Origin of the sequence: Microbispora oryzae (genome assembly GCF_017896165.1) — a bacterium.
Lineage (GTDB): Bacteria > Actinomycetota > Actinomycetes > Streptosporangiales > Streptosporangiaceae > Microbispora > Microbispora oryzae.
This window is the reverse complement of sequence record NZ_JAFCNB010000011.1, coordinates 1-22,338: the sequence shown is the minus strand read 5'-3', so window position 1 is coordinate 22,338 and position 22,338 is coordinate 1. Positions and strand designations below refer to the sequence as shown.

Genomic DNA, 22,338 nt, shown 5'->3' with positions numbered 1-22,338 from the left:
CCCGGGTCACACGGTCGCACCGGCAGGCCGCGCGTGACCTCCCGTACGGAGATAGTGGCGGCGGCCCGCAGGCTCATCGACCGGGACGGCTGGGAGAAGCTGACCATCCGCCGGCTAGCCACCGAGCTCGGCGTCGGGGCGACGACCCTCTATCACCACATCCGGGACAAGGACGACCTACTGGTCCTCCTGCTGAACAATTACGTCGAACAGCTCGAACGCCCCCAGCTGCCCAGCGAGCCACGGGATCGCGTCGTCGCCGCCGCCACCGCGCTCCACGACGCCCTCGCGTTCTGGCCGTGGGCCGCGGAGGTCCTGACCGTGGACGGTTTCGTCGGCCTCCTCGACGAATCGGCGCTGTGGATGGTCGAGGCCATCGTGGCCGGGGCCCACGACCACGGATGCACACAGGCACAGGCCGTCGACGTCTTCCGCGGCATCTGGTACTACACCGTCGGCGAGATCCTCGTCCGCGCCCACTCCGCCCGCCGTCGGGCCGGCGACGAGCACCCGGCTGACCGCGGCGCGTTCTTCGGCGGCCTCGACGCCTCCCAGGTGCCGCACCTGGCCGCCATCGGCGACAGATGGCCCGCACTGGCGGCACGAGACACCTACTGCCAGGGGCTCCGCGCGTTCGTCGACGGGCTGCTCCCCCACGCCGCCCCGCCGGCTCCTCCTGGCGCGGGCGGCTGAGCACGGCACGCCGGGTCCTCCGTCAGCTCGACATCCGGCGATGCCACCGCGTCGTCGATCTGGTCGAGGCCGGTGGTGCCACGTTTGATGGAGCGCATGATGCCCCTCTAAAGTATCTGGAGAGTTCTCCGCATAACGCGGTGGGCCGGTCGTCGCCGCCATCACGGAGCTCCTCGACGCCGGCAAGCAGGACGGCAGCATCCGCGTGGACGCCCACCCCGGCGACTTCCTCCAGCTCACCGGCGCTCTCTGGCGTGCCGCCTCCAGACCCGAAGACCGATCCCCACGCATGCTCGCGCTCATACTGGACGGACTCCGCACACAACCACAGCGCCAGAAGTCGCGTAACTAGGAGACCTGATCCATGGCTTGGCACATCACGGACAGACCTGACGTTTTCCATGCCGAGGCGGGAGCGTTCGTCGCGTCGCGTCCTGACCTGCACACCATGCTGCTGTCCGGACTCGACACGATTGAGCGCCTTCGCTCCGGCAGCGCGATGCCGCCTGCGGTTCTGGGATGGTGGCGAGACCAAGGGGAGAACCGTACGACAGCCGCTTTCGTGTGGATGCCGCCACACATACTGGCGGCCAGTCGCCTTTCCGGCGCCGCGTGTACGGACCTGGCCCAGTTGCTCTCCGCCGGTGACCACCCCTTCAGAGGGCTGATGGCCGACGACGCGACGATCGGCCTCTTCTCGCAGGCATGGAAGACGGCCACAGGGTCAACCCTGGAGAGCAGACTTCACCTTCGCCTGTACCGTCTGGAACAGGTCGTATCTCCGAGCCTCGCAGTTCCGGGCAAGTCCCGCGTGGCGACCGCCGGAGATCGGGACCTTCTGCACGCCTGGTGCACGAGCTTCATCGCGGAAGCCGGCCCTCTGGGGGTGGACCTCGACACGTTCATCGACGAGCGGATAGCTCGGCACGGGTGGCGACTGTGGGAGGTCGGGGGCGAAGTGGTCGCCATGGCCGCCACCACCCCCGCCGTGGCAGGCATGGCGCGCATCACGCCCGTCTACACCTCGCCCGACCACCGTGGGCAGGGCTACGGCGCCGCTGTCACCATGGCCGTGTCCAGGGCCGCGCAGGAGAGCGGCGCGGCACACGTACTCCTCTTCACCGATGTGTCGAACCCCACGAGCAACAGGCTCTATCAGCGCATCGGCTACCAACCGGTCTCGGACTACCGGATAGTGCAGGTCTGACCTGGGTGTACGCCGACGGGCCCCGACTCATGCCCTGCTACGCCTCCGGCTAACGTCGTCCTGGTGGAATCGCTTGAAAGATCGCTCGCGGCGCACCGCGCGTACCTCCTCGGCTGGAACATCGGGGCCCCCGCGAGCCGCGACTTGCCGATCTACCGCAGCGAGGTGCCACACGCGCCGCTCAACGGCGTGCTGCGCGTGAGCGGGCGCGCCCCGCAGGAGGCGCTCGCCGAGGCCCGCCACCGTCTCGACGGCGTACCCCGAATCTGGTGGGTCGGCCCGGACAGCGACGCCGGCACCGCGGACGCACTGCTGTCTCGCGGCGCTGTCCGGCTCGCCCGCATGCCGATCATGACCGTGGCGATCGACAAGGCGGCCTCCGCGCCCACGCCGCCCGGGTTGCACATCACAGAGACCACCGACCTGGTCGAATTCGTCCCCGCCTACGGCCGGGTGTCCGGAATCAGTCCGGACGGCGTGGCCCGGGCGATCGAGCGGGAAAGGGCATTCTCCGGCGACGGTACGGTGATCAGGCTGGCCGGCCGCCTCGACGACGGTCAGATCGCCGGCACGGCCGTCGCGTGGCTCAGCCATGACCTGCTCACGCTGTACTTCATCGGCACCCAGCCCGAACATCGCCGGCGTGGCATCGGCACCGCCATGACCAGGGCCGCCCTCGATCTGGCCCGCGAGCGGGGCGTACGCACGGCCGCCCTCACCTCGACCGCCGCCGGCGAATCGGTCTACCGCGGCATCGGCTTCCGCACCGTGGACGCCTTCGACCTGATGTCGTTCTGAAACTTCCGTGCGCCGCCTGACGCGGTCTCACGTCGAGCGTCGGGCCCGTGCCCGGTACGCGGCCACGTTGGCCCGATTCCCGCACACCTCGTAGGAGTGCCACCGCTGGGTGCGACTACGCGTGGTGTCGTAGAAAGCGTGCGAGCACTCCGCGTTGGCGCAGATGCGGACACGTGAGAACTGTCCCTGCGCGACCAGTTCCGCGACGGCGCGGATGACGGCGCCCACGACCGACGGACCGGACACCTGCAGCAGGGCGACGCGCCCGTCGCCGTCGAAGACGTGTCGGAACGCCGACGTGGCGGCCGACTGGTTCACTCCGGCCCACGCCTCCTGCGCCGCTTCGGTGCCGGGCTGGGAGACGACATCGACCAAGCTGTCCCGCAGGTCGCGCAGCTGGGCGATGTCGCCCTGCGACAGGGCGGGCTGATCCGGTCCACGGAACGGGCGCAATATCCGTTCTGCGATCTCGGGGTCCGCGAGCGTGTCCGGAGTCGGCGGAGTGGCGTGCGGACGTGAGTTCACCAGTTCCACGACCGCGTCCGCGAGAGCGGGTACCTGCCGCTGCACCGCGTCCGTCGTCTCCTGGCTGGCCATGCCCCCAGCATAGAGCGACATGGTCGTTCGCGGAAGACCTTTACACGCCCCGGAGGGTCGTGCTAGAACCGACATCGCCAAAACAGCAAAGACCATTACCTGAGTGAAGGGCTACCGTTATGAGCCGGCTCGTTCTCACCGCCGTCGGCGGCGATCTCCAGGACACCGTCACCCTCGCCGAAAACCCGGACCTGCACCTCGCCCCGGGCGACGTGCTGGTCGAAGTGGACGCGGCGCCTGTCAACAACGCGGACCTGTTGTTCACCATGGGCTGGTTCTCCGCCCAACCGCGGCTGCCGCAACCCCTGGGCGCCGAGGGCGTCGGGCGCGTCATTCGGGCCGGCGAAGACGTGGACCAGACGCTGGTCGGCCGACGTGTCCTCATCCTGCCCACCTTCGTCCAGGGCACGTGGACCGACCAGGTCGTGGTTCCGGCAAGCACCGTCGTCCCACTCCCCGTCACGAACCAGGCGGATGCCTTGCAGCTCGCGATGCTGCCCGTCAATCCCGCGACGGCCTACGCGCTGCTCCACGACTACGCGACGCTGCGGCCCGGCGACTGGATCGGCCTGAACCTGGCCAACTCCGCGGTCGGCAACTACGTCATCGCCCTCGCCAAGCGGGCCGGGATCAGGACCCTGGCCGTTGTGAGGCGGGAGTCGGCAGCCGAGCAGGTCCGCGCCCTCGGCGCGGACGCCGTCGTCGTCGACGGTGCCGACCTGGGCGAGCGCATCTCCGCCGCATTGGGAGGCGAGCGGTTGCGGCTGGCGCTGGAAGGCACCACCGACCCTGAGCAGACCGCCGCACTGGTGCGGTCGCTGGAGGACGGCGGCACGGTGGTCACCTTCGCGGCGGCCACCGGACAGGCGCCCTCCGTCCCCGTGGGTGACCTGATCTACCGCGGCATCGTCCTGCGTGCCTTCTTCATCCTCAACTGGATTCGCGACACCCCGCGCAAGGAACTGGAGATCGTGTACACCGAGTTGGCCGACCTGGTCGAGCAGGGCGTGCTTACGGCGCCGGTCGAGGCCACATATCCCCTGGAAGACCACCGCGCCGCCCTGGCCCACGCAGCCAAGGCCGAGCGCTCCGGCAAGATCCTTTTTGTGCCGCGCGATCGAAGCTGACCCCGCACAACCAGTCCAGGCGAACGGCTCCCGCCCGGCATGGTCGCGCCGAGGACTCCGATGAGTACGTGCATGGTGTCTACTTCGCCTGGTCGAGGATCACCTGGGCGAGCGCGTCGGCGGCATCGGGCCGGCCGAGGGCTCTGGCGGCTTTGGTCATGCGCGCTCGGAGGCCCGCGTCGAGGAGAAGCTCGTCGAGTTCGGCGAGGAGTTGCTGAGGGGTCGGGTCGGGTTCCAGCAGGGCGCGAGCGGCCCCGGCGCCGACAAGGTAGCGGGCGCTGTCGCGCTGCTCGTCCCCGGCGGCGGGGACGAGTGGAATGAGCACGGACGGTTTTCCGACCGCGACCAGCTCGGCCACGGTTCCCGCGCCACTGCGGGAGACGACGACGTCCGCGGCGGCATACACGTCAGCAAGCTCCTCGCCGACGTACGCCGTGGGGTGGTAACGCGCGCCGATCTCGGCGGGGAGATCGGCGGCGACCTCGCCGAGGTGGCCGATCCAGTCCCGGCCGCACTGGTGGAGCACCTGGGCACGGGTGAGCAATGTGGGCAGGATCCGCTCGATCAGGGTGTTGATCTGCCGGCTGCCCTGGGCGCCGCCCGTCACGTAGACGAGCGGCAGATCCGGGGCCAGGCCGTACCGCTCGTGCGCCCGGACCGGGTTTCCGTACAGGAGCTGGGGACGGATGGGGTTGCCCGTGACCACGGCCCGTGCGCGCACCCGCTGAGGGAGATGGTCGATGGAGGTCGGGTGGGTGAGCGCGACCGTCGTGGCGACCCTGGCCAGGATGCGGTTGGCGAGGCCGAGTGAGGTGATCTGCTCGTGCATGACCAGCGGGCGGCCGAGAAGGCGAGCGGCGAGGCCGAGGGGCACGCAGACATACCCTCCCGTCGACAACACCACATCCGGCCGGTAGCGGGCGGCTATGCCGGCCGCCTGCAGAACGCCGATCGGGATCTTGAAAAGATCGATCACGTTCCGGCCGAGCTCACGCAGGTTGGGTGATCGTCTGACCTTGCCCGCGCTGATCGCCTTGAACGGGATGTGCTGCTCCGCGGCGATACGTGCTTCCAGCCCGTCCGCCGTGCCCACCCACAGCACGTCCACATCGCGGCCCTGTGCGGCGGCGTGCTGCCGTACGGCCGTGAGGGTCGTGAGCGCGGGGTAGGTGTGCCCGCCGGTCCCGCCCCCGGTGACGAGCATCCGGATCTTCCGCGCGGCTCTCATGCGGTCGTCTCCTCCTTGTTGTACGGCCTTGTCGTACGGCACGGCCGAAGCGAGCGCCGGCCCGGCGGATCGTTTCGGGGTGTTGATCGGCATCCACTGTTCCACGGATACGGCACTGCCTTGGCGCCCGCGAGCGATCTTCACGCGAGCCTGACCGGCGACGAGTCACCGGGAACGACGCAGGGTCACTGACCGGAATACTCCCGTTGTGGGGATGTCGGCGGCGAGGACGGTCTGAAATTTCAGCGTCGAACCGGACCGGGATGCCACCCACGCATGAACAGAACGTGCGCACTACCACGGCGATTCAATCGTTTCCGGGATCGCCTTGCCGCGTATCGCATTACCCGCAAATTATGCCGATTGACACGCATCTTCACTGCGAGATACCTGTGTGGAACGCAGGAAGGACGCACAGCTCCTCGCCGATTTCGGACCACAATGGCGGCCATTTGTGCCGCTTTCCAAATTGCGGCCGTTTTGGTCGGCCGCTATGACCCGGGTAACCGAGGAGGAAAGATGCGTGGCAAAAGAAAAGTCGACGAGAAAGCCGGCGCCCTGTGGCGCATGCCGGCGTGGCCGGCCGCCGTGGTCGCGCTGCTGGCAAGCCTGGTGGTGGTAAGTTCACCGGCTTCGGCGGCCGACCTGCCGTACGGGCCGTACACCTGCGCGAGTGGGTACGTGTGGCGGGAGGCCTACTCAGGCGACCAGGTCTGCGTGACGCCGGCGATCCGCACCCAGACCGCGACGGAGAACGCGCTGGGCCCGTCGCGCCGGGAGCCGAACGGCGGCCCCTACGGGCCCGACACCTGCAAGCAGGGCTACGTCTGGCGTGAGACGCGGCCCTCGGACCGCGTCTGCGTGCCGCCGGCGAGCCGTGACCAGGCATACAGCGACAACTCCAGCGCCGCACTGCGACTGGCGGACCCGGGCGCGACGCCGCACGGCGGGGTCAGCGTCTCCACCTCGCTGAACCAGCTCGGCGGCCGCATCTTCGCCAACGGCAGCGGGCTCACGCCCAACGGCACGGTACGGTTCTTCGCGGTCGGGATCGGCACCACCGGGCCGTACGGGCTGGGTACGCTGACCGCCGACGCCTCCGGCAATCTGCCGGGATGGCAGTACGTCGCGGACGTCTGGTGCCGCAGCTACCAGACGGGGCCGGCCACCATCGTGGTCCTCGACGTGAAGACGGGCCTCGTCACCACCGCGGGCACCACGACCGCGTTCCTCCACTGCGGCTGAGCCCGTAGGACGTCACGAACAACAACCGGCGCGTACGGGCGGGCATGGCAACCCGTACGCGCCGGCCGCGCCAAATCACATGGATCGGGAATGTGCTTCTGAGTCGATGAACCGCAGTACGCGGGCGTTGACCAGTTCCGGCGCCTCCAGCGGAAGCCCGTGGCCGACGCGCGGCACGATCTCCGCGCGTACGCCGGGGATGAGCGCGCTCGCGCGCCGCAGCGCCTTGCGGGGGTTGAGCAGCGTGCTGCGCCCGGCGAGCACGACGAGCGCGGGGACACGTATCGAGCCCAACTCCTCGTCGGTGAAGGGCCTGGCCGGCGGGCGGTAGGACGGACGGTATGTACGCGTGCCCAGCATGATCGGCGCCATCAGCCGGGCCGGGGCGATCAGCGCGTAGTTGGCCAGCACTCGCGCGAACCAGGGCCGGAACCGGCGAGGGAAGAGCATCGCGAACAGGCCACAGACCGAGCTGACCAGGAAGCGGAGGGGGACCTTCTGCAGGCCGCCGGGGTCGAGCACGGTGACGGAGGCCAGGCGTTCGGCGCCGTACACGGCCTGGTTGAGCGTCAGCCAGCCGCCGTAGGACAGGCCGACCAGGTGGACCCGTTCCAGGCCGAGCCCCTCAAGCACCTCGTTCACCCAGGCGGCATTGTCCCGGGAGTCCTTGATCACGGTGTGTTGGACGCTGCGACCGGGGTCGTCGATGGTGTCGATGGCGTAGACGGGGTGGTGTTCGCCGAACGCCTCGATCTGGGGGTACCAGTTGGAGGAGTTCCCGCCGTGACCGTGCAGCAGCACGATGGGCTCTCCCTGCCCGGCCCCGGCGCGATGCACATGCACGGCGCCGAAGCTGGTTTCGACGTCGCACTCCTCCCGAGGCCCGGGCCACAGGCCCATGGCCTCCTCGTAAGCCTTCAGGAACCTCTCTCTCGCCTCGTCGCTGACAAAGCGGCCGACGGCTGTCCTGGTCATCCCACCCTCCTCGACTTTGGTAGTACCATCGTACTACCAAAATCTGTAAGAGAATGAGCCCCATGCCGAAGCTGGCTGACCACGGCGAGCGTCGCGCCCAGATCGCCGAGGCGCTCCTGCGCATCGCCGGGAGTAAGGGACTGCACGCCGTCACCATGCGGTCGGTCGCGGCGGAGGCGGGCTTCGCGGTGGCTGTCGTGCAGTACTACTTCGAGTCCAAGGAGAAGCTGCTGCTGTTCGCGCTGCAGCATCTGGCGCAGCGGATGGGCGAGCGGGTCCGGGAGCGGGTGGGCGAGGCCGGCTCGGGCGCGAGCCCCCTGCGCGTCGTCGAGACCATCCTCGGCCAGGCGGTTCCCGCGGACGAGGAGAGCCGGATCTTCCACCTCGTCTACACGTCGTACGCGGTTCTGTCGGTGACCGATCCGGCGCTGGCCGCCCAGCCCTTCCTGGCCGCCCCCAACCTGATGCAGACCTTCATCGCCGACCGGCTACGCGAGGCCCGGGACACAGGGGAGATCGCCGCCGGCCTCGACCCGGAGAGCGAGGCGGCCGTGCTGCTCACCATGTCGGCCGGCCTGGGAACCAGCGTCCTGCTCGGTCAGCGCACCGCCGAGCAGGCCATGGACATCCTGCGCTATCACCTCACTCGCATCGCCGCGTCCGAACACTGACGCCGCAGACGGCCGTGTTGACATTAGGCAGGTGAATACCTGCATAATCGAGCGCGTGACTGAGATGGGCAGCTTGCTCGCCGGCGTGGAACTGCCCGGGCGCACGAAGCAGCTTTAGTGTGGCGCCGCGGATCGTCCAGCACCGTCCTGGCGAACCTCACCGACGCCCTGCGCCCTCACGACCGAGTCTCAGCGTCCGCGTTGGGCTTGTCTCCGGCTCCGATCGCGCCGGCGGTCAGGACGAGCGCGGCGACAGCGCCATAGAGCAGAAACACGAACCCTGGTCCCTGCGAACCCTCAGGGCAGTATGGGGAGAAGAACGCAACGGTCGAAAGTGCATGGTATGCGGCTGTAGCGAACGCCCCGCCCGCTCCTATCCAGGCCAAATGCCGACGCCTTTGGGGCAGTGATCGCCATGCGGCCACGGCCAGCACTATCAAGGTGAAGGGAAGAAGAGCGGCCATCGCACCGAAGCCAAGGCCGAGCACATCACGACCGGAGTATCCACCTTCGGTGTCCATATAGGCGCAGATGTAGATCTTTGTATCTACTGGCAACAGAGCCCAGTTGGGAACGGTGGACAGAAGGATGGCACCCAGCCAACACACCAGTGCGCGGCGGTTCATCGCCCATTCCTGATCGGTGAGATCTGTGGGGTAAGGCAGTCGATGGTCAGGCATGGGGGAACCTCCCCCATCAGCACCTCACACGACTCCCAGCCCGACCGGCTACCTGAACGCCACTTTTCGAACACCCTCCAAGTGTCTCGCAGGCCGGGGCTCGCCGTACCAATCGTGGGCTCTCTTGGCTCACCGGGGCACACCCTGCACCGTTGACCCGGCACCACGCAGGTACTCGTCGAGACGGCCACGGACGTGGTTCCGGGCGCGTGCCAAGGCGGCCGTTCCCGAGAGCTCGTCGAGTCCAAGTGCCCGCGCTGAGTCGGCCAGCGCGTTGCCCTGTATATCGACGAGCGCGAGAAGCTCGCCGAATGGCTCGGGCAGCTCGCCGAGTGCCTTGTCGATCAGGTCATATACCTCTCCGGTCTCGTCTACTTCCTCCGGGCCCAGGATCTCTGCGCCGTCGCGCCACTGGTTCCGGCTATCGGCCCACTCCTCGATCCTGTCCTCGCCTGGGTAGAGATCTGGGTAGAAGAGCTCAGGCTCATCGGCATCGCTGTTGAGGTCTTCGAGTGAGCCCGCTCGGGCTCGGGCAGCCGCGTTGACGTCGACGGCGGGTGTTATGTGGCCGTCCAGCCGCATTTGGGCATCACTGAGCGCGTGCATGATTTTGGTCAGCTCGACGATCCCTCGTGGGCGGGAATCTCTGCGTTGTAGAGCAAGGCCCACTTCCAGCGATCGCTGGACGAGGTCCTCGGCGTTCGCGGGGTCAAGCAGTTCGGCACGCGTGAGGAGAGCACTTCGCAAGGCCTCGGCGCCCATCGCCTGAGACTCTTCCGCCACCGGCATCGTGTCGCCGGCCAGGTCGTTCTGGACGCCGGCGGGACCAGAGTGTCGTCCAAGGAGCTCGCGGGTCGTGGCGATCTGTGAGACATACGACGCGCAGTCCGGGCAGCCAGCCAGATGGGCGGGCAACGAATCCTGAAGGTGTTCAGGTGCCAGGCTGAGATCGCCGCCGAATCGCACCACGTCGGAACATCTGCCATCAGTCATGGAGGTCACCTTCTCGGTTGGCCTGGTCGCACCACGACAGGGCCGGCCAGGGGCATTGATCGACGGCCCGTTTCCCTCGGCCACCTCGTCGGAGTCTGGTCTATATAGTCCAAGTTTCGCAATCTAAGACGGCCCACAACGGCCTAGGCATGAGCACACGCTCGAAGGCCAACGACCGGCTCAACCACAGGGCCTACCGCGGCGCGCAACATGATGTTCGCCAGTCCCCGGAGAGCGCGGCGCGCGCGACGGACCGCGAGCGCTTTGACACCGGTTACAGCGGAACCCTAAGTTGGACGAAAGAGTCCATAACAAGATAGCTTCCGCCATCAACTCGATCATGAGACGCCCTCCACTAGAGACCGTTGGGTCTGGAAGAGAGCACAGGGTGACAATCTCGCGTGGCTTCTTCGGCCATCACGACCCGCGTGCCGCCGATCTGCCGCCCGGCCAGCATCTGACCCACGGATTCCCCGTGCTGACGGCCGGGCCGACGCAGCTGATCTCGACGGATAAATGGAGCTTCACAATCACGCCCGAGAGCGGCAAGCCGAGGCGGTGGAGTTGGGGCGAGATGATGACCTTGCCCTCTGAGGAGATCAACGTCGACATCCACTGCGTGACCCGGTGGACGAAACTCGGGACCCGCTGGCGGGGCGTCGCGCTCGACACCTTCTTCGAGGACATCGAGACCTCCAACGAATACGCGATGGTGCATTCGTACGGGGGCTACACCACGAACCTCCCGTTGGAGGACCTGGTCGGCGGCAAGGCCTGGATCGTGTACGAGTACGAAGGAGAGCCGCTTCCCGCCGAGCACGGTGGTCCGGCCAGGCTACTGGTGCCCCATCTCTACTTCTGGAAATCCGCGAAGTGGGTGAACGGCATCACGATGCAGCGCTCCGACGAGCCGGGCTTCTGGGAAAGCTTCGGCTATCACCACTACGGGAACCCGTGGCGCGAGGAGCGGTACGCCGGTGACTGACACAAGCAAGACCGAGGACCCGGCCGAAGGCCCCGTAGAAGCCACTCCCCCAGCAGGGAACCACTGGCGCGAGGCGACGCTCATCGGTGTGCAATCGCAGTCCCGGCATTCCCGGACACTTGTTCTACGTGTTCCCGGCTGGACCGGGCACCTGCCCGGTCAACACGTAGACGTACGTCTCACCTCCGCGGACGGCTACTCGGCCCAACGCAGCTACTCGTTGGCAGAGCCTGCCACGTCCAACCGCGTCGCGGTCACCGTCGACCTCCTACCCCACGGCGAGGTCTCGCCGTACCTGGCGGAGATCATGGAGATCGGTGACGAGCTCGAGGTACGCGGGCCCATCGGTGGATGGTTCGTCTGGGAGCCGGGGGACCCATCCATCGGGGACGGCCCGGTACTCCTGATCGCCGGCGGATCAGGGGTGGTGCCACTGGTCACCATGCTGCGAGCCCGGAAGCGAGCGGAGGACTCGACGCCGACGATGCTCGTGTATTCGCTTCGCGGCCCTCGCGACCTCATGTACGGGCCTGAACTGGAACAGATGTCGGCCGATCTGTCCGCGCCAGGGTCCGCAGAAGTGCGCCTCGTCTACACGCGCAAGGTCCCCGACGGGCATCCCCGTCCCGCCTCCCACCTCGCGGTCGAGGACATCCAACCTCCGTCCGCGTGGCCGGAGCCTTTGGCGGCCCGGGTCTACGTGTGCGGCCCCTCTGGCTTCGTCGACCACGCCACAGGTCTGCTCCGCGAGGTGGGATACCCCGGCGATCGCATACGCACGGAACGATTTGGACCAACAGGAGTTGATCGATGACCTGGGATCTCTCGACCCCGGCCGCGCCCGACGGCGCCGCCGAGTCAGGGGCGGTCTTGGACGGCAACGCCGCTGCCGGTGAGTTTGCCGGGATCCTCGCCAGTGACCCGACCGTCGTCACTGTCCGCTGCGGTGTCTGCGGCGCCGCACAGGCATTCGGACAGCTGCATGCCTACATGGGCGGACCGGGAACTGTGCTGCGCTGTCGCGAGTGTGAGGCGATGGTCGCCCGAGTGGCCCGGACACCTCGGGGCACGTGGCTCGACATCTCGGGCTCCAGCTCGTGGTTGTTTTCGCCTACCCCGGGTCGCGCCCAACCGTGACCGCCGGCCCACCGCGAACAGGGCTTGGTGTCCTTTGCGAGAACCTCGGCGGGAACTCGCTGACCGTCACACGATGGCTCGCCCCATGTCCGGCGCTTGCGTCAGCAGCTTGGAGTTACACCACGCCTGTGGACGCAACCGGTGTCGAACGCCCCGCAAGATCGGCCAGCTGGGGCCTCGCCGCCGACGCTGATCGCCAATTGTCACCACCAGGGAGTTGCAGATGGACCCAACCCACGCACATGAGTTGATCGAAGGTGAACGTGCCCGCATCAAGGAACTGCTCACGTACTCAGCCGCTGCGCGGGCGGCTGACCTGGAGGCGGCCGCTGATGCGAGGACCTCGGTTTTCGATTCGGCGAACCCGCTCGCCCAAGAGCTTCTCGACGATGCTGTAGCCGAGCAACTCAGCGCACGGTTGGCTGCGCTCGATCGGGCCAGCGAGCGCCTGCAGGCCGGCACCTACGGAGTTTCGTTGCGCAGCGGTCGGCCGATCCCCGACGAGCGGCTCGAGGCTGACCCTGCGGCGGAGCTACTCGTTGATGAGGTTTGGTAGGACGGCATCGCTGCCCACAAGGCCTCCATCAGTGTCGGCACCGCCACCGGTCTGCCGGTGTGCGCAGCAGGGTCGCCACGCATGCGCGCGATCATCCCTGCGGCGCGGGCAGCGTGACCGAGACGGCCAGTCCGCCCCCGGCGTTCGGCGCCGCGATGACCGTGCCGTGGTGGGCGTGCACGATGGACCTGACGATGGCGAGGCCCAGACCGGTCGACCTGGAGCTCGCGGTGCGGTCGGATGTCAGCCGCTGGAACGGCTCGAACAGCCGATCGACCTCGGCCGCCGGGATGGCGTCTCCGCTGTTGCGCACCGTGACGACCGACTCCCCGTCGCGGCTACCGGTGACCACCTCGATCCGGCCGCCCGGATGGTTGTGCCGGATCGCGTTGTCCACCAGGTTGCGCACGAGGCGATCGAGCAGGACCGGGTCGCCGGCGACCGGGGCGGGGCGCAGCTCGGTGGCGATCGTCAACTCGGCGCGCTCGGCCTCACCGTCCGCCTCGCTCAGCGCACCGGCCGCGGCGATGGCGAGGTCGTGCGCCTCGTGGGCGATGACGCCGCTGTCGCTGCGGGCCAGTGCCAGCAGGCCGTCCAGCAGGCGTTCGGCCCGGCCGCTCGCGGTCAGCACGCGCCGGCCCATCGCCTCCCACTGCGCGATCGTGCTCTCCCGCTTGGCCAGCAACACCTCGGCGCCGGTGCGGACGATCGCGAGCGGGGTGCGCAGCTCGTGCGAGGCGTCGGCGACAAACCTTCGCTGGCTGGTGAAGGAGGCCTCCAGCCTGGCCACCATCTCGTCGAAGGTGTCGGCCAGTTCCTTGAGCTCGTCGCCCGGCCCGGTGAGGGCGACGCGCTCGTGCAGGCGGTCCTGGGAGATCCGCCGTGCGGCGGCGGTGAGCGTGTGCAGCGGCTTTAGCATGCGCCCGGCGACGATCCAGGAGACACCGAGCCCCGCCATCGCAGTGATCGCCAGCGCGATCGCCGACGTTCCGGCCGTGCCCAGCAGCGTTTCGGCGCGCAACCGGTCGATCTGGGCCTGCTCGATCCAGTAGGACCTGATTTTCACGTCCGCCAGCGCCCGGTCCGCGTTGGCCGGCAGGCTGCTGGCCGCCGCCTGCATCTCGGCCGCGGGCGGTCGATTGATGTTGTCGTAGAGGCTCTGATACAGCAGCGCGTAGTTGAGCGCGAGGAGCGCCGCGCAGGTCGCCACGAGCACGACCGCGTACACCAGGGTCAGCCGCAGCCGTATCGAGGGGCGCCTCAGGCGCGGTCTCACAGCCGGTACCCCGCGCCGACGACGGTCTCGATCAGCGGCGGGTCGCCCAGCTTGCGGCGCAGCCGGGCGACGGTGACCCGCACGGTGGCGGTGAACGGATCCGCGTGCTCGTCCCACGCCCGTTCCAGCAGGTCCTCGGCGCTGACGACGGCGCCGCCGGCGCCCATCAGGATCTCCAGCACGGCCATTTCCTTCGTGGTCAGCGGGATGACACGGCCGTCGCGGGTGACGACGCGGCGCGCGGTGTCGAAGGTCAGCCCGGCGCGCCGCAGGACGCGCGGGGCGTTGTTGGCCCTGCGGGCCAGCGCGCGGATCCGCAGCACCAGCTCGTCGAAGACGAACGGCTTGGGCAAGTAGTCGTCGGCGCCGAGGCTCAGGCCGGCGACCCGGTCGGCCGCCTCACCCGCCGCGGTCAGCATGAGGATCCGGGCGTCGCTGCCGCCCGCGGCCAGCGCGGTGCACACTTGGTCGCCGTGGACGAGCGGCAGGTCGCGGTCGAGCACGACCACGTCGTACCGGTTCGCGACGGCCTTGTGCAGGCCGTCGACCCCGTCGGCCGCGAGGTCGACCGCCATGCCCCGGTCGCGCAGCCCGTCGGCGACCTGTTCGGCCAGCAGCGCCTCGTCTTCGATCAGCAGCACTCGCACTCTGACATCCTCCCTGCTCAGCAGTCTCGGCGACCAGGCATAACACCCGCGTTACAGGCGCTGTGACGGTGCCGTTGCGGGCGGGGCGCTCCACTGGACCCACCGGACCAGAGGAGATCGTTGATGAGAACCAGACTCCTGGCCGTCTGCCTGCTACCGCTCTTGCTGGGCACGGCGACCGCCTGTGGAGGATCGAACGACGGCAGAGGCGTGGCCTCGGTGGACGGCTCCGCCGCGGCGAGTGCGACACCGAGCCTCAGCCGACTCGATCTGCTGACCAGACTTTCGCAGTGCATGCGGGAGCACGGCGTGCCGATGGCCGACCCGGAGGTCGAGGGCGACACCGTCAGACAGGGCAGGTACGACAAGGACGCCGTGAGCGAGGGCACGGAGATCAAGGCAGAGGAGGCGTGCAAGCAGTACCGCCCTCCCCAGGAGCACGGCCCCGAGATGGACCTCAAGAAGGAGTTGGCGCGCCAGTTCGCGCGGTGCATGCGGGAGCACGGGGTGGAGAAGTTCCCCGACCCGGACCCCGACGGTCCCACCCGGGTCAGCTCGGAAGTCGGGGCGGATCCGCAGTATCCCCAGGCGAGGCAGACCTGTGACGCGGAGGCCGACGCGGCGTCCCGGTCGATGCGCCCGAGCCCGTCGTGAGCGGAATGGCGGAGGCGACGGATCCCGTGAACGACACGGAGAAGACGACCGGGGCCACGAGCGACATGAGGGTGGCCGGGCCCAGGGAGCCCCTGAACGACACGGTGGCGGCGAACCGGCGCACCGTACGCCGGCGACGCGGCCGAGCCCTCGCGGTGGCCGGCCTGATCGTGCTCGCCGGCGGGGCGGCGGCCGTGGCCGCGGTCGGGTTCGGCGGCGGGAGCACCGACACGCCGGCCGCGACGGACCTGCCGCCGGCCACCGCGCAGGTGACGCGGCAGACGATGCTCGACACGGACGAGATACCCGGCGTTCTGGGCTACAGCGCCACGACCACGCTGGCCGGCCGGATCGCCGGTGTCGTCACAAAGGTGCCGCTGCCCGGCGACGTCATCCGCCGAGGCCGGCCGATTTACCGGGTGGACAACCGGCCGGTGGTACTGATGTACGGCGCCGTCGCCGCCTACCGGACGCTCGGCCCGTACGCCACCGGCACGGACGTGCGGCAGCTCGAAACCAACCTGAAGGCCCTCGGCTACGGCGGCTTCACGGTGGACCGCACGTACACGGCGGCCACCGCGACCGCCGTGAGGCGATGGCAGAAGGACCTCCGCATGCCGCAGACCGGCCAGGTCGAGCAGGGGCGGGTGCTGTTCGCCCCGGGCCCGATCCGGGTCGACGCCGTCACGGCCGGGGTGAACCAGTCCACCGGCGGCGGCCAGGAGGTGTTGCGGTACACCGGGACCGGCCGGCAGGTGACGGTCCGGCTCGAGGTGGCCAAGCAGCGGCTGGCCCGCAGGGGCGTCAGGGTGCGGATCGAGATGCCCGACGGCACGAAGGTGGCCGGCCGGGTGAAACGGGTCTACACGGTGATCGAGCAGCAGACCACGCCGGACGACCAGGCCGAGACCATGCTCGAGGCGATCGTGTCGCTGAACGACCCCAGGGCGGCCAGGGGGATCGAGACGGCCGTGGTCAACGTGGTCTTCACCGCGGCCGAGCACGAGAACGGGCTCACCGTGCCCGTGGCGGCGCTGGTGGCGCTGGCCGAGGGCGGCTACGGCGTCGAGGTCGTCCAGGGCTCCACCACGCACTACGTCAAGGTGAAGACCGGCCTGTTCGCGAACGGCCGGGTCGAGGTGACCGGCGACGGGCTGACGGACGGCATGACGGTGGGGATGCCGCGATGATCGAGCTGACCGACGTGACGAAGGTGTATCCCGGCGACGTCCACGCGCTCGCGGGCGTCACCCTGACCATCGGCGCCGGCGAACTGGTGGCGGTGGCCGGCCCGTCCGGCTCGGGCAAGTCCACCATGCTGCACATGCTGGGCACACTGGACCGGCCCACCTCCGGCCATGTGGTGGTCGACGGCCACGACGTGTCGCGACTGTCTGACCGCCAGGTGTCGGCCCTGCGCGCGAGCCGGATCGGCTTCGTGTTCCAGCAGTTCCACCTCGCCGCGGGCGTGCCGGCGCTGGACAACGTGGCCGACGGCCTGCTCTACGCCGGCGTGCCGATGAGGGAGCGCAGGCGCCGAGCGGAGGCCGCGCTGGAGCGGGTCGGGCTCGGACACCGGCTCGGCCACGAGCCACACGAACTGTCCGGCGGGGAGAAGCAACGGGTCGCGATCGCCCGTGCGGTGGTCGGCGAACCCGCGCTGCTGCTCGCCGACGAGCCGACCGGCAACCTCGACTCCACCTCGGGCGAGGGCGTCGTCACCGTGCTGCGGGCACTGCACGCCGCCGGCACCACGGTGGTGGTCATCACCCACGACCGGGAGCTCGCCGCGGGCCTCGACCGGCAGGTGCTCATGCTCGACGGCCAGATGGTCGGCGACAGCGCGATCACACCGGCGGCTCGGCGGTGACCGCGTACCAGGGCCGCCCGCGGCTCCAACCCGCGCGTATGGCCCCACGTGATGTGGTCCGGGTCGGCGCGGTCGGCCTGCGCACCCGCCCCGCCAGGGCACTACTGTCCGCACTCGGCATCGCGATCGGCATCGCCGCGATGGTCGCCGTAGTCGGCATCTCGTCCTCCTCCCGGGAACAGCTCGACCGTCAGCTCGCCGCGCTCGGCACGAACCTGCTCACCGTCTCCCCCGGACAGACCATCGAGGGCGAGAACGCGGAGCTGCCCGCCGAGGCCGAGGCGATGATCGGGCGGATCGGCCCCGTCACCGCCGTCTCGGCGACCGGGAGGGTCGGCGGCGCCAAGGTGTACCGCTCGGACAGGATCCCCAAGGTGGAGACCAACGGGCTGACCGTGCTGGCCGCCCGGACGAGCCTGCCGCCGACCGTCGGCGCGACCCTGCGCGGCGGCGCCTGGCTCAACGGGATCACGGGCCGGTACCCGGCGGCGGTGCTCGGCTCTGCCGCGGCGGAGCGGCTCGGCATCGGCCGGGCCAGCCCACAGGTGGAGATCCTGGTTGGCGGCGAACAGTTCACCGTCATCGGCGTGCTCGACCCGGTCGCGCTCGCACCCGAGCTCGACACGGCCGTCCTGATCGGCTGGGAGATCGCCACCGACGCGTTCCGCTTCGACGGGCGGCCGACGACCGTGTACACCCGCTCGCGGGACAGCCAGGTCGAGGCCGTACGCGCCGTGCTGGCCGCCACCGCCAACCCGCGGGCCCCCGGCGACGTCAGCGTGTCCCGGCCTTCGGACGCCCTGGCCGCGCGCCAGGCGGCCGATGCGACCCTGAACGGGTTGCTGCTCGGCCTGGGCGCGGTGGCGCTGCTGGTCGGCGGCGTCGGGGTGGCCAACACGATGGTCATCTCAGTGCTGGAGCGCCGGGCCGAGATCGGGCTTCGCCGTTCACTCGGCGCCACCCGAGGGCAGATCCGGGTGCAGTTCCTCGCCGAGTCGCTCCTGCTCTCCGCGCTCGGCGGCGTGGGCGGAGTGCTGCTGGGCATCGCCGTCACCTCGGGGTACGCCGCCTACCAGAGCTGGCCGGCGGTCGTGCCGGCCTGGGCGACGGCGGGCGCCCTCGCCGCCACCGTGCTCATCGGCGGCGTCGCCGGGCTCTACCCCGCGATCCGGGCGGCCCGGCTGTCCCCGACCGAAGCGCTTGCGGCCCCCTGACCGGCGCCGGCCACCCCTGACGCGGCGGTCAGATGACTAACAAACAATCAAAAGGCCAGGTCCCGGATCTTGGGAACTGGCCTCTGAGCTGGTACTTCGTGGTGGGGCTACCAGGACTTGAACCTGGGACCTCTTCCCCGCCCGCCATGCGCAGCATCTCAACGGCTCAACTACGTTAATTGCGAGGCTGCGCCGGCATCTGCAGCGGGACACCGAACCGGTTGAAGGCGTTCATCAGAGCCACCTGGACGACCAGCGCGCCGAGTTCCTCGTCGGTCATGAGGTCGCGGACGCCGGCCCAGACCTCGTCGCTGACGCCGTACGGGGTCAGCGTCGTTGCGGCCTCGGTGTACTCGAGCGCCGCCCGCTCCGCCGGAGTGAACAGCGCCGATTCGCGCCATGCGGACAGCTGGATGATGCGGTTCAGCGATTCGCCCTGCTCCAGGGCATCGTGGCTGTGCAGGTCGATGCAGTGCACGCAGTGGTTAATCTGCGAAGTACGCAGCTTGACCAGCTCGCGGATGGTCGGATCGAGTGGCGAGTTGAGAATGGCCTGGTCCGCGGCGTAGAGCGCCTTGGCGGCCTTTGGGGCGGCCGTCCGCAGGTCGAGGCGGGGCTCACCGGTGTGCACGTGGGTGGTCATGATTTCTCCTTCAGGCGTGGATATCGCGTTGTCGAGTTAGGCGTGCGCTGGCGGGGGTCACGAGGACTGCGCGGCTGACCAGTCGTCGAAGCTGGTGCGCCCGATCCGGGCGACACCGAGCGGAACCAGCGAGTCCCGCACGATCGGTACGCCGAAGTAGCCGGCGCCGGCGTCCGGTTTGAGGGGGCGCTCATCACCTTGCGCGGCGAGCGCCGGACCGATGAAACGGGCGAACGCCGCGCGCTCCGGCCCCGCGACCTCGACCACGCCGTCGAGCGGGGCGGAGGTGGCTACGTCCACGAGTGCGGCGGCGACGTCGGCTGCAGCGACCGGCTGAAGGTCCGCGGTGGGTGGCACGATCACGTCGTTCTGGGCCATGCCAGCGCCCATGGCCGTTAGGTTCTCGAAGAACTGTGTCGCCCGCACGATGGTGAAAGGGGTGTCCGATTCGGCGACGAGCCGTTCCTGCGCGGCCTTGGCGTCAAGGTAGCCCGGGTGCGAGAGCCGGTCTACACCGACGATCGACAGCACCACATGGTGCCGCACCTCGGCTTCCCGCCCGGCGTTCAGCAGGGTGCGGGTGGAGGTGGTGAAGAAGTCGAGGATCGGCTCGGGTTCGAAGATCACTTTGTTGGTCACGTCGACGACCACGTCCGCGCCCTTCAGCGCGTCGGCGACGCCGCGGCCACTGATCGTGTCCACGCCGGTTCCTGGCGCGGCCGGAACGACGTCGTGGCCCAGCATCTGCAGCGACTCGACGACTTTCGACCCGATGAGTCCGGTTCCCCCGGCAACGACGATGCGCATGTCCCACTCCCAAATTCGGATAACTCTTGTCCGAGATTCTATTCGGACAACAGTTATCCGAGTCAAGTAGGCTGGGCGAATGAAGATGTCAGGCGGGGTCGAGTGGGGCTTGCACTGTTGCGTCGTGCTCAGTGGGGCGGGCGCGCCGGTGACGGCGGCCAAGCTCGCCGAGCTGCACGACGTCTCGCAGAGCTATCTGGCCAAACAGCTGCAACTGTTGTCCCGCGCAGGCCTTGTGCGCTCGACGCTGGGCCAGTCCGGCGGCTATGTGCTGACTCGGGCTGCGAACGAGATCACGGTGCTGGACGTGGTCGAAGCGATCGACGGCGTCCAGCCGGCGTTCCGGTGTACAGAAGTGCGTCAGCGGGGCCCGATGGCCGTGCCGGCGGAGCGGTGTGACACTCCCTGCCCGATCGCCCGCACGATGGATTCCGCCGACCGCGCTTGGCGGGAGTCGCTACGCAGGGTCACCATTGCCGACCTGATCGCCGACGTCAACCGTACGACGCCACCTGAGATACTCTCGGGGGCCCGGGAGTGGCTGCGCGCCTGAGCAACGGCGACGAGCCGTGCATGGCCGCGAACCCATCCGGCTCCGGCACTGCCCGCAGCGAGAGTGTGTCCAGTAAGTGGTGTATCTCGATCTTGTTTGATTAACTCGCCGGAGCAAGCCAGGAGCCAGCGCGCGAGCAAGACCAGCCTGCAGCGAATCCCCACAACCTGGCCGAACACGACATCACTCAGGACTCCCATGCTCGTGGCGGCCACCTATGCGGCCGGTACCCACAGACCGACGATGCGCGAGCGGAAAAGGCTGAACACAATGTAGGCCAGCAGCACGACGACACCGACGACGTCCATCCTGCATTCAACGCGTTGTTCGAGCCGAACCCATTCCAGCCGGGTCATCCGGCTCGCCACAACGCCGACGCTGGCACCGGCGGCGACCCCGCCGCAGCCCACAGCCACGTCCGCCCTCCGCCGATGACGGCATCAACAACGGTGACGATCAGCGCCACCCCAAACACGGCGAAATAGATCCGGCCCGACGGGTGATCAACGCATCGACGTGACAGTGAGCCGCCTCGCGCCACCGCTCACGCTCCGACAGCCCTTCGCCATCGCCATTCGTATGACTCATAGTCCCCAGCCCTAGACACCTCCATCCCTCATAAGTCACCCAGGTCGTAACGAAACAGGCATGCGCACCCGGGCCGGCCGCGCGATCCTGGCCGGCCATCGAGGGCAGCCCGTCGTGTGGGCCGACCGCGTCCTCCGGACGCAGCGTATGGACCTCGACGGCGCGGGCGAGGAGGGCGTGCGAAACCAGCAGGTGGTCGATGAGTTCGCCGCGACCGTGAAAGACCCGGGAGAACCGCTCGGCAGCGGGGATACGAGGGGCGAGGTTCCATAGCCGGGCCTTGTCGCCCCGGTCGGGCTGGTCGGCGCCCGGGGTGCCCAATTCGGAGCCGGGCGGGCCCAGCAGGATCTGGGTAGTGGCGGCCTCCGGCTCGTCGTTGAAGTCGCCCGTCACCATGACCTGACGCGCCTCGCCCTGACCGCCGAGCAGTTCGTCGGCCAAGGCGCGTACGGTGACGGCCTCAGCGGTCCGCCGGTACAGGGCGTAGGCAGCTACCCGGGCCCGTTCGCCTTCGTCTCGGGGCTGGAAGCGGGGCCGCCCAGTGGGCCCGGGCGGGAACGACAGCAGCTTGCTCTTCAGGTGCGCGACGATCAAGTCGATGGTTCGGCCGTCGGGTTCGGTGACGCGGACGGCCATGGCACCCCGGCCCATCTGGTGGGCCGTCGTGCCGTCATCGTCGGCCTGAATCGCAGACAGCTGCTGGGGGAAGGCCCTCCCGTCCAGCTGACCGAGGATGGCCGGCGTGTCGTGCTCGTCGAATGGCAAGGTTGGAAGAGTAGGGAATGGGCTCACCGGCTTCTCGGACGAAAGGTCACGGCTTCTCTGCTTCCTGTCGTACAGGCTCGGCTGCTGGCACGGCATATCCGCGGTGAACTGCCCACGTACGTACCCTGGACCCTAAGCTGAAGCAACTACTCCTGACGTACGACGTGGCGACGACGACACCTGAAGGACGACGCCGTCTGCGTCAGATGGCTAAGCTCTGCGAGGGATACGGCCATCGTGTGCAGAAATCGGTCTTCGAGATCACTTGCTCGGACGCCGAACTACTGACCCTGCTTCATGGCCCCTCTCTGCCAGAGTTTGTTGAGACAGATGTGACTAGGATTCATCTGTGTTGATGAGGGTGAGTAAGGATCTCAACGAATCATGAGCAGGATGCTGGTCGGCTCTCCGGTGCCGACGATCGTCCAT

Annotated in this window: 27 protein-coding genes and 1 pseudogene; 17 read left to right on the top strand and 11 right to left on the bottom strand. The window is 68.8% G+C overall.

Annotated elements, in window-relative coordinates; all coding sequences use genetic code 11:
• The first annotated feature begins 33 nt into the window (after positions 1–33).
• The 4 genes from JOL79_RS20150 (at position 34) to JOL79_RS35515 (ending at position 2,698) form a co-directional block, all read left to right on the top strand.
• A complete protein-coding gene (locus tag JOL79_RS20150; protein ID WP_307848632.1) occupies positions 34–693 on the top strand; it encodes a TetR/AcrR family transcriptional regulator in 660 nt (219 codons plus the stop codon).
• Between the two features lie 160 nt (positions 694–853).
• The gene (locus tag JOL79_RS35820; protein ID WP_372446796.1) at positions 854–1,045 is read left to right on the top strand and encodes an SbtR family transcriptional regulator; all 192 of its coding nucleotides are present in this window, start codon (positions 854–856) and stop codon (positions 1,043–1,045) included.
• Between the two features lie 12 nt (positions 1,046–1,057).
• The gene (locus tag JOL79_RS20145; protein WP_210157415.1) at positions 1,058–1,900 is read left to right on the top strand and encodes a GNAT family N-acetyltransferase; all 843 of its coding nucleotides are present in this window, start codon (positions 1,058–1,060) and stop codon (positions 1,898–1,900) included.
• 63 nt (positions 1,901–1,963) lie between these two features.
• On the top strand, positions 1,964–2,698 hold the full coding sequence (locus tag JOL79_RS35515; protein WP_210157414.1) for a GNAT family N-acetyltransferase: 735 nt from the start codon (positions 1,964–1,966) through the stop codon (positions 2,696–2,698).
• A gap of 27 nt (positions 2,699–2,725) precedes the next feature.
• Here JOL79_RS35515 and JOL79_RS20135 read toward each other — a convergent pair whose 3' ends face one another.
• Positions 2,726–3,295 carry a CGNR zinc finger domain-containing protein gene (locus JOL79_RS20135; protein WP_210157413.1) on the bottom strand — a complete coding sequence of 190 codons (570 nt, stop codon included), beginning with the start codon at positions 3,293–3,295 and terminating at the stop codon, positions 2,726–2,728.
• A gap of 119 nt (positions 3,296–3,414) precedes the next feature.
• On the opposite strand from JOL79_RS20135, the gene JOL79_RS20130 reads away from it, so the two are divergent.
• On the top strand, positions 3,415–4,422 hold the full coding sequence (locus JOL79_RS20130) for a zinc-dependent alcohol dehydrogenase family protein (RefSeq protein WP_210157412.1): 1,008 nt from the start codon (positions 3,415–3,417) through the stop codon (positions 4,420–4,422).
• A 79-nt stretch (positions 4,423–4,501) separates the two neighbouring features.
• On the opposite strand, the gene JOL79_RS20125 is transcribed toward JOL79_RS20130, so the two are convergent.
• On the bottom strand, positions 4,502–5,650 hold the full coding sequence (locus JOL79_RS20125) for a UDP-N-acetylglucosamine--N-acetylmuramyl-(pentapeptide) pyrophosphoryl-undecaprenol N-acetylglucosamine transferase (protein WP_210157411.1): 1,149 nt from the start codon (positions 5,648–5,650) through the stop codon (positions 4,502–4,504).
• A gap of 519 nt (positions 5,651–6,169) precedes the next feature.
• Between JOL79_RS20125 and JOL79_RS20120 the strand changes: the two genes are divergently transcribed.
• Positions 6,170–6,895, top strand: a complete 726-nt coding sequence (locus JOL79_RS20120; RefSeq protein ID WP_210157410.1) for a hypothetical protein — start codon at positions 6,170–6,172, stop codon at positions 6,893–6,895.
• A 75-nt stretch (positions 6,896–6,970) separates the two neighbouring features.
• Here JOL79_RS20120 and JOL79_RS20115 read toward each other — a convergent pair whose 3' ends face one another.
• A complete protein-coding gene (locus JOL79_RS20115; protein ID WP_210157409.1) occupies positions 6,971–7,870 on the bottom strand; it encodes an alpha/beta fold hydrolase in 900 nt (299 codons plus the stop codon).
• A 62-nt stretch (positions 7,871–7,932) separates the two neighbouring features.
• Here JOL79_RS20115 and JOL79_RS20110 point away from each other — a divergent pair, with 62 nt between their 5' ends.
• Positions 7,933–8,541: a TetR/AcrR family transcriptional regulator gene (locus tag JOL79_RS20110; protein ID WP_210157408.1), complete on the top strand. Its 609-nt coding sequence runs from the start codon at positions 7,933–7,935 to the stop codon at positions 8,539–8,541.
• A gap of 176 nt (positions 8,542–8,717) precedes the next feature.
• Here the strand turns inward: JOL79_RS20110 and JOL79_RS20105 are convergent, their stop codons facing one another.
• Together JOL79_RS20105 and JOL79_RS20100 are read right to left on the bottom strand one after the other, a co-directional pair.
• Positions 8,718–9,221: a hypothetical protein gene (locus JOL79_RS20105; protein WP_210157407.1), complete on the bottom strand. Its 504-nt coding sequence runs from the start codon at positions 9,219–9,221 to the stop codon at positions 8,718–8,720.
• 129 nt (positions 9,222–9,350) lie between these two features.
• Positions 9,351–10,214 (bottom strand): RNA polymerase sigma factor, encoded by an 864-nt coding sequence (locus tag JOL79_RS20100; RefSeq protein ID WP_210157406.1) that lies wholly within the window; start codon positions 10,212–10,214, stop codon positions 9,351–9,353.
• A 388-nt stretch (positions 10,215–10,602) separates the two neighbouring features.
• Between JOL79_RS20100 and JOL79_RS20095 the strand changes: the two genes are divergently transcribed.
• The 4 genes from JOL79_RS20095 to JOL79_RS20085 all read left to right on the top strand — a co-directional run bounded on the left by JOL79_RS20095 (position 10,603) and on the right by JOL79_RS20085 (position 12,892).
• Positions 10,603–11,199 (top strand): sulfite oxidase-like oxidoreductase, encoded by a 597-nt coding sequence (locus JOL79_RS20095; protein ID WP_307848631.1) that lies wholly within the window; start codon positions 10,603–10,605, stop codon positions 11,197–11,199.
• Positions 11,192–12,013 (top strand): FAD-binding oxidoreductase, encoded by an 822-nt coding sequence (locus JOL79_RS35510; RefSeq protein WP_210157404.1) that lies wholly within the window; start codon positions 11,192–11,194, stop codon positions 12,011–12,013. The genes JOL79_RS20095 and JOL79_RS35510 overlap by 8 nt, the downstream gene beginning before the upstream one ends.
• Complete coding sequence (locus JOL79_RS35815; protein WP_372446793.1) at positions 12,010–12,336, top strand: DUF6510 family protein; 327 nt, start codon at positions 12,010–12,012, stop codon at positions 12,334–12,336. The genes JOL79_RS35510 and JOL79_RS35815 overlap by 4 nt, the downstream gene beginning before the upstream one ends.
• A gap of 223 nt (positions 12,337–12,559) precedes the next feature.
• Positions 12,560–12,892, top strand: a complete 333-nt coding sequence (locus JOL79_RS20085) for a TraR/DksA family transcriptional regulator (protein WP_210157403.1) — start codon at positions 12,560–12,562, stop codon at positions 12,890–12,892.
• 91 nt (positions 12,893–12,983) lie between these two features.
• On the opposite strand, the gene JOL79_RS20080 is transcribed toward JOL79_RS20085, so the two are convergent.
• Both JOL79_RS20080 and JOL79_RS20075 read right to left on the bottom strand, forming a co-directional pair.
• The gene (locus tag JOL79_RS20080) at positions 12,984–14,168 is read right to left on the bottom strand and encodes a sensor histidine kinase (protein WP_210157402.1); all 1,185 of its coding nucleotides are present in this window, start codon (positions 14,166–14,168) and stop codon (positions 12,984–12,986) included.
• Positions 14,165–14,815: a response regulator transcription factor gene (locus tag JOL79_RS20075; protein ID WP_210157401.1), complete on the bottom strand. Its 651-nt coding sequence runs from the start codon at positions 14,813–14,815 to the stop codon at positions 14,165–14,167. The genes JOL79_RS20080 and JOL79_RS20075 overlap by 4 nt, the downstream gene beginning before the upstream one ends.
• A gap of 123 nt (positions 14,816–14,938) precedes the next feature.
• Here JOL79_RS20075 and JOL79_RS20070 point away from each other — a divergent pair, with 123 nt between their 5' ends.
• The 4 genes from JOL79_RS20070 to JOL79_RS20055 are packed head-to-tail and all read left to right on the top strand — an operon-like array spanning position 14,939 to position 18,553.
• Positions 14,939–15,469 (top strand): hypothetical protein, encoded by a 531-nt coding sequence (locus JOL79_RS20070; RefSeq protein ID WP_210157400.1) that lies wholly within the window; start codon positions 14,939–14,941, stop codon positions 15,467–15,469.
• A 26-nt stretch (positions 15,470–15,495) separates the two neighbouring features.
• Positions 15,496–16,659 carry a peptidoglycan-binding protein gene (locus tag JOL79_RS35505; RefSeq protein WP_210157399.1) on the top strand — a complete coding sequence of 388 codons (1,164 nt, stop codon included), beginning with the start codon at positions 15,496–15,498 and terminating at the stop codon, positions 16,657–16,659.
• Positions 16,656–17,339: an ABC transporter ATP-binding protein gene (locus JOL79_RS20060; protein ID WP_210157398.1), complete on the top strand. Its 684-nt coding sequence runs from the start codon at positions 16,656–16,658 to the stop codon at positions 17,337–17,339. Before JOL79_RS35505 ends, JOL79_RS20060 begins: the two co-directional genes overlap by 4 nt.
• A 38-nt stretch (positions 17,340–17,377) precedes the next feature.
• Positions 17,378–18,553, top strand: coding sequence for an ABC transporter permease (locus JOL79_RS20055; protein ID WP_210157397.1), 1,176 nt, complete (start codon positions 17,378–17,380; stop codon positions 18,551–18,553).
• Positions 18,554–18,728: 175 nt separating this feature from the next.
• Here JOL79_RS20055 and JOL79_RS20050 read toward each other — a convergent pair whose 3' ends face one another.
• Both JOL79_RS20050 and JOL79_RS20045 read right to left on the bottom strand, forming a co-directional pair.
• Positions 18,729–19,196, bottom strand: coding sequence for a carboxymuconolactone decarboxylase family protein (locus JOL79_RS20050; RefSeq protein ID WP_210157396.1), 468 nt, complete (start codon positions 19,194–19,196; stop codon positions 18,729–18,731).
• 57 nt (positions 19,197–19,253) lie between these two features.
• A complete protein-coding gene (locus JOL79_RS20045; protein ID WP_210157395.1) occupies positions 19,254–20,003 on the bottom strand; it encodes an SDR family oxidoreductase in 750 nt (249 codons plus the stop codon).
• Positions 20,004–20,082: 79 nt separating this feature from the next.
• Between JOL79_RS20045 and JOL79_RS20040 the strand changes: the two genes are divergently transcribed.
• The gene (locus tag JOL79_RS20040) at positions 20,083–20,556 is read left to right on the top strand and encodes an RrF2 family transcriptional regulator (protein WP_210157394.1); all 474 of its coding nucleotides are present in this window, start codon (positions 20,083–20,085) and stop codon (positions 20,554–20,556) included.
• 215 nt (positions 20,557–20,771) lie between these two features.
• On the opposite strand, the gene JOL79_RS20035 is transcribed toward JOL79_RS20040, so the two are convergent.
• Positions 20,772–20,972, bottom strand: coding sequence for a hypothetical protein (locus tag JOL79_RS20035; RefSeq protein WP_210157393.1), 201 nt, complete (start codon positions 20,970–20,972; stop codon positions 20,772–20,774).
• A gap of 40 nt (positions 20,973–21,012) precedes the next feature.
• Positions 21,013–21,909 carry an endonuclease/exonuclease/phosphatase family protein gene (locus JOL79_RS20030; RefSeq protein WP_210157392.1) on the bottom strand — a complete coding sequence of 299 codons (897 nt, stop codon included), beginning with the start codon at positions 21,907–21,909 and terminating at the stop codon, positions 21,013–21,015.
• A 137-nt stretch (positions 21,910–22,046) separates the two neighbouring features.
• Here JOL79_RS20030 and cas2 point away from each other — a divergent pair.
• Positions 22,047–22,202, top strand: a pseudogene (gene cas2, locus JOL79_RS20025) (CRISPR-associated endonuclease Cas2); the annotation flags it as partial.
• Positions 22,203–22,338: the final 136 nt, after the last annotated feature.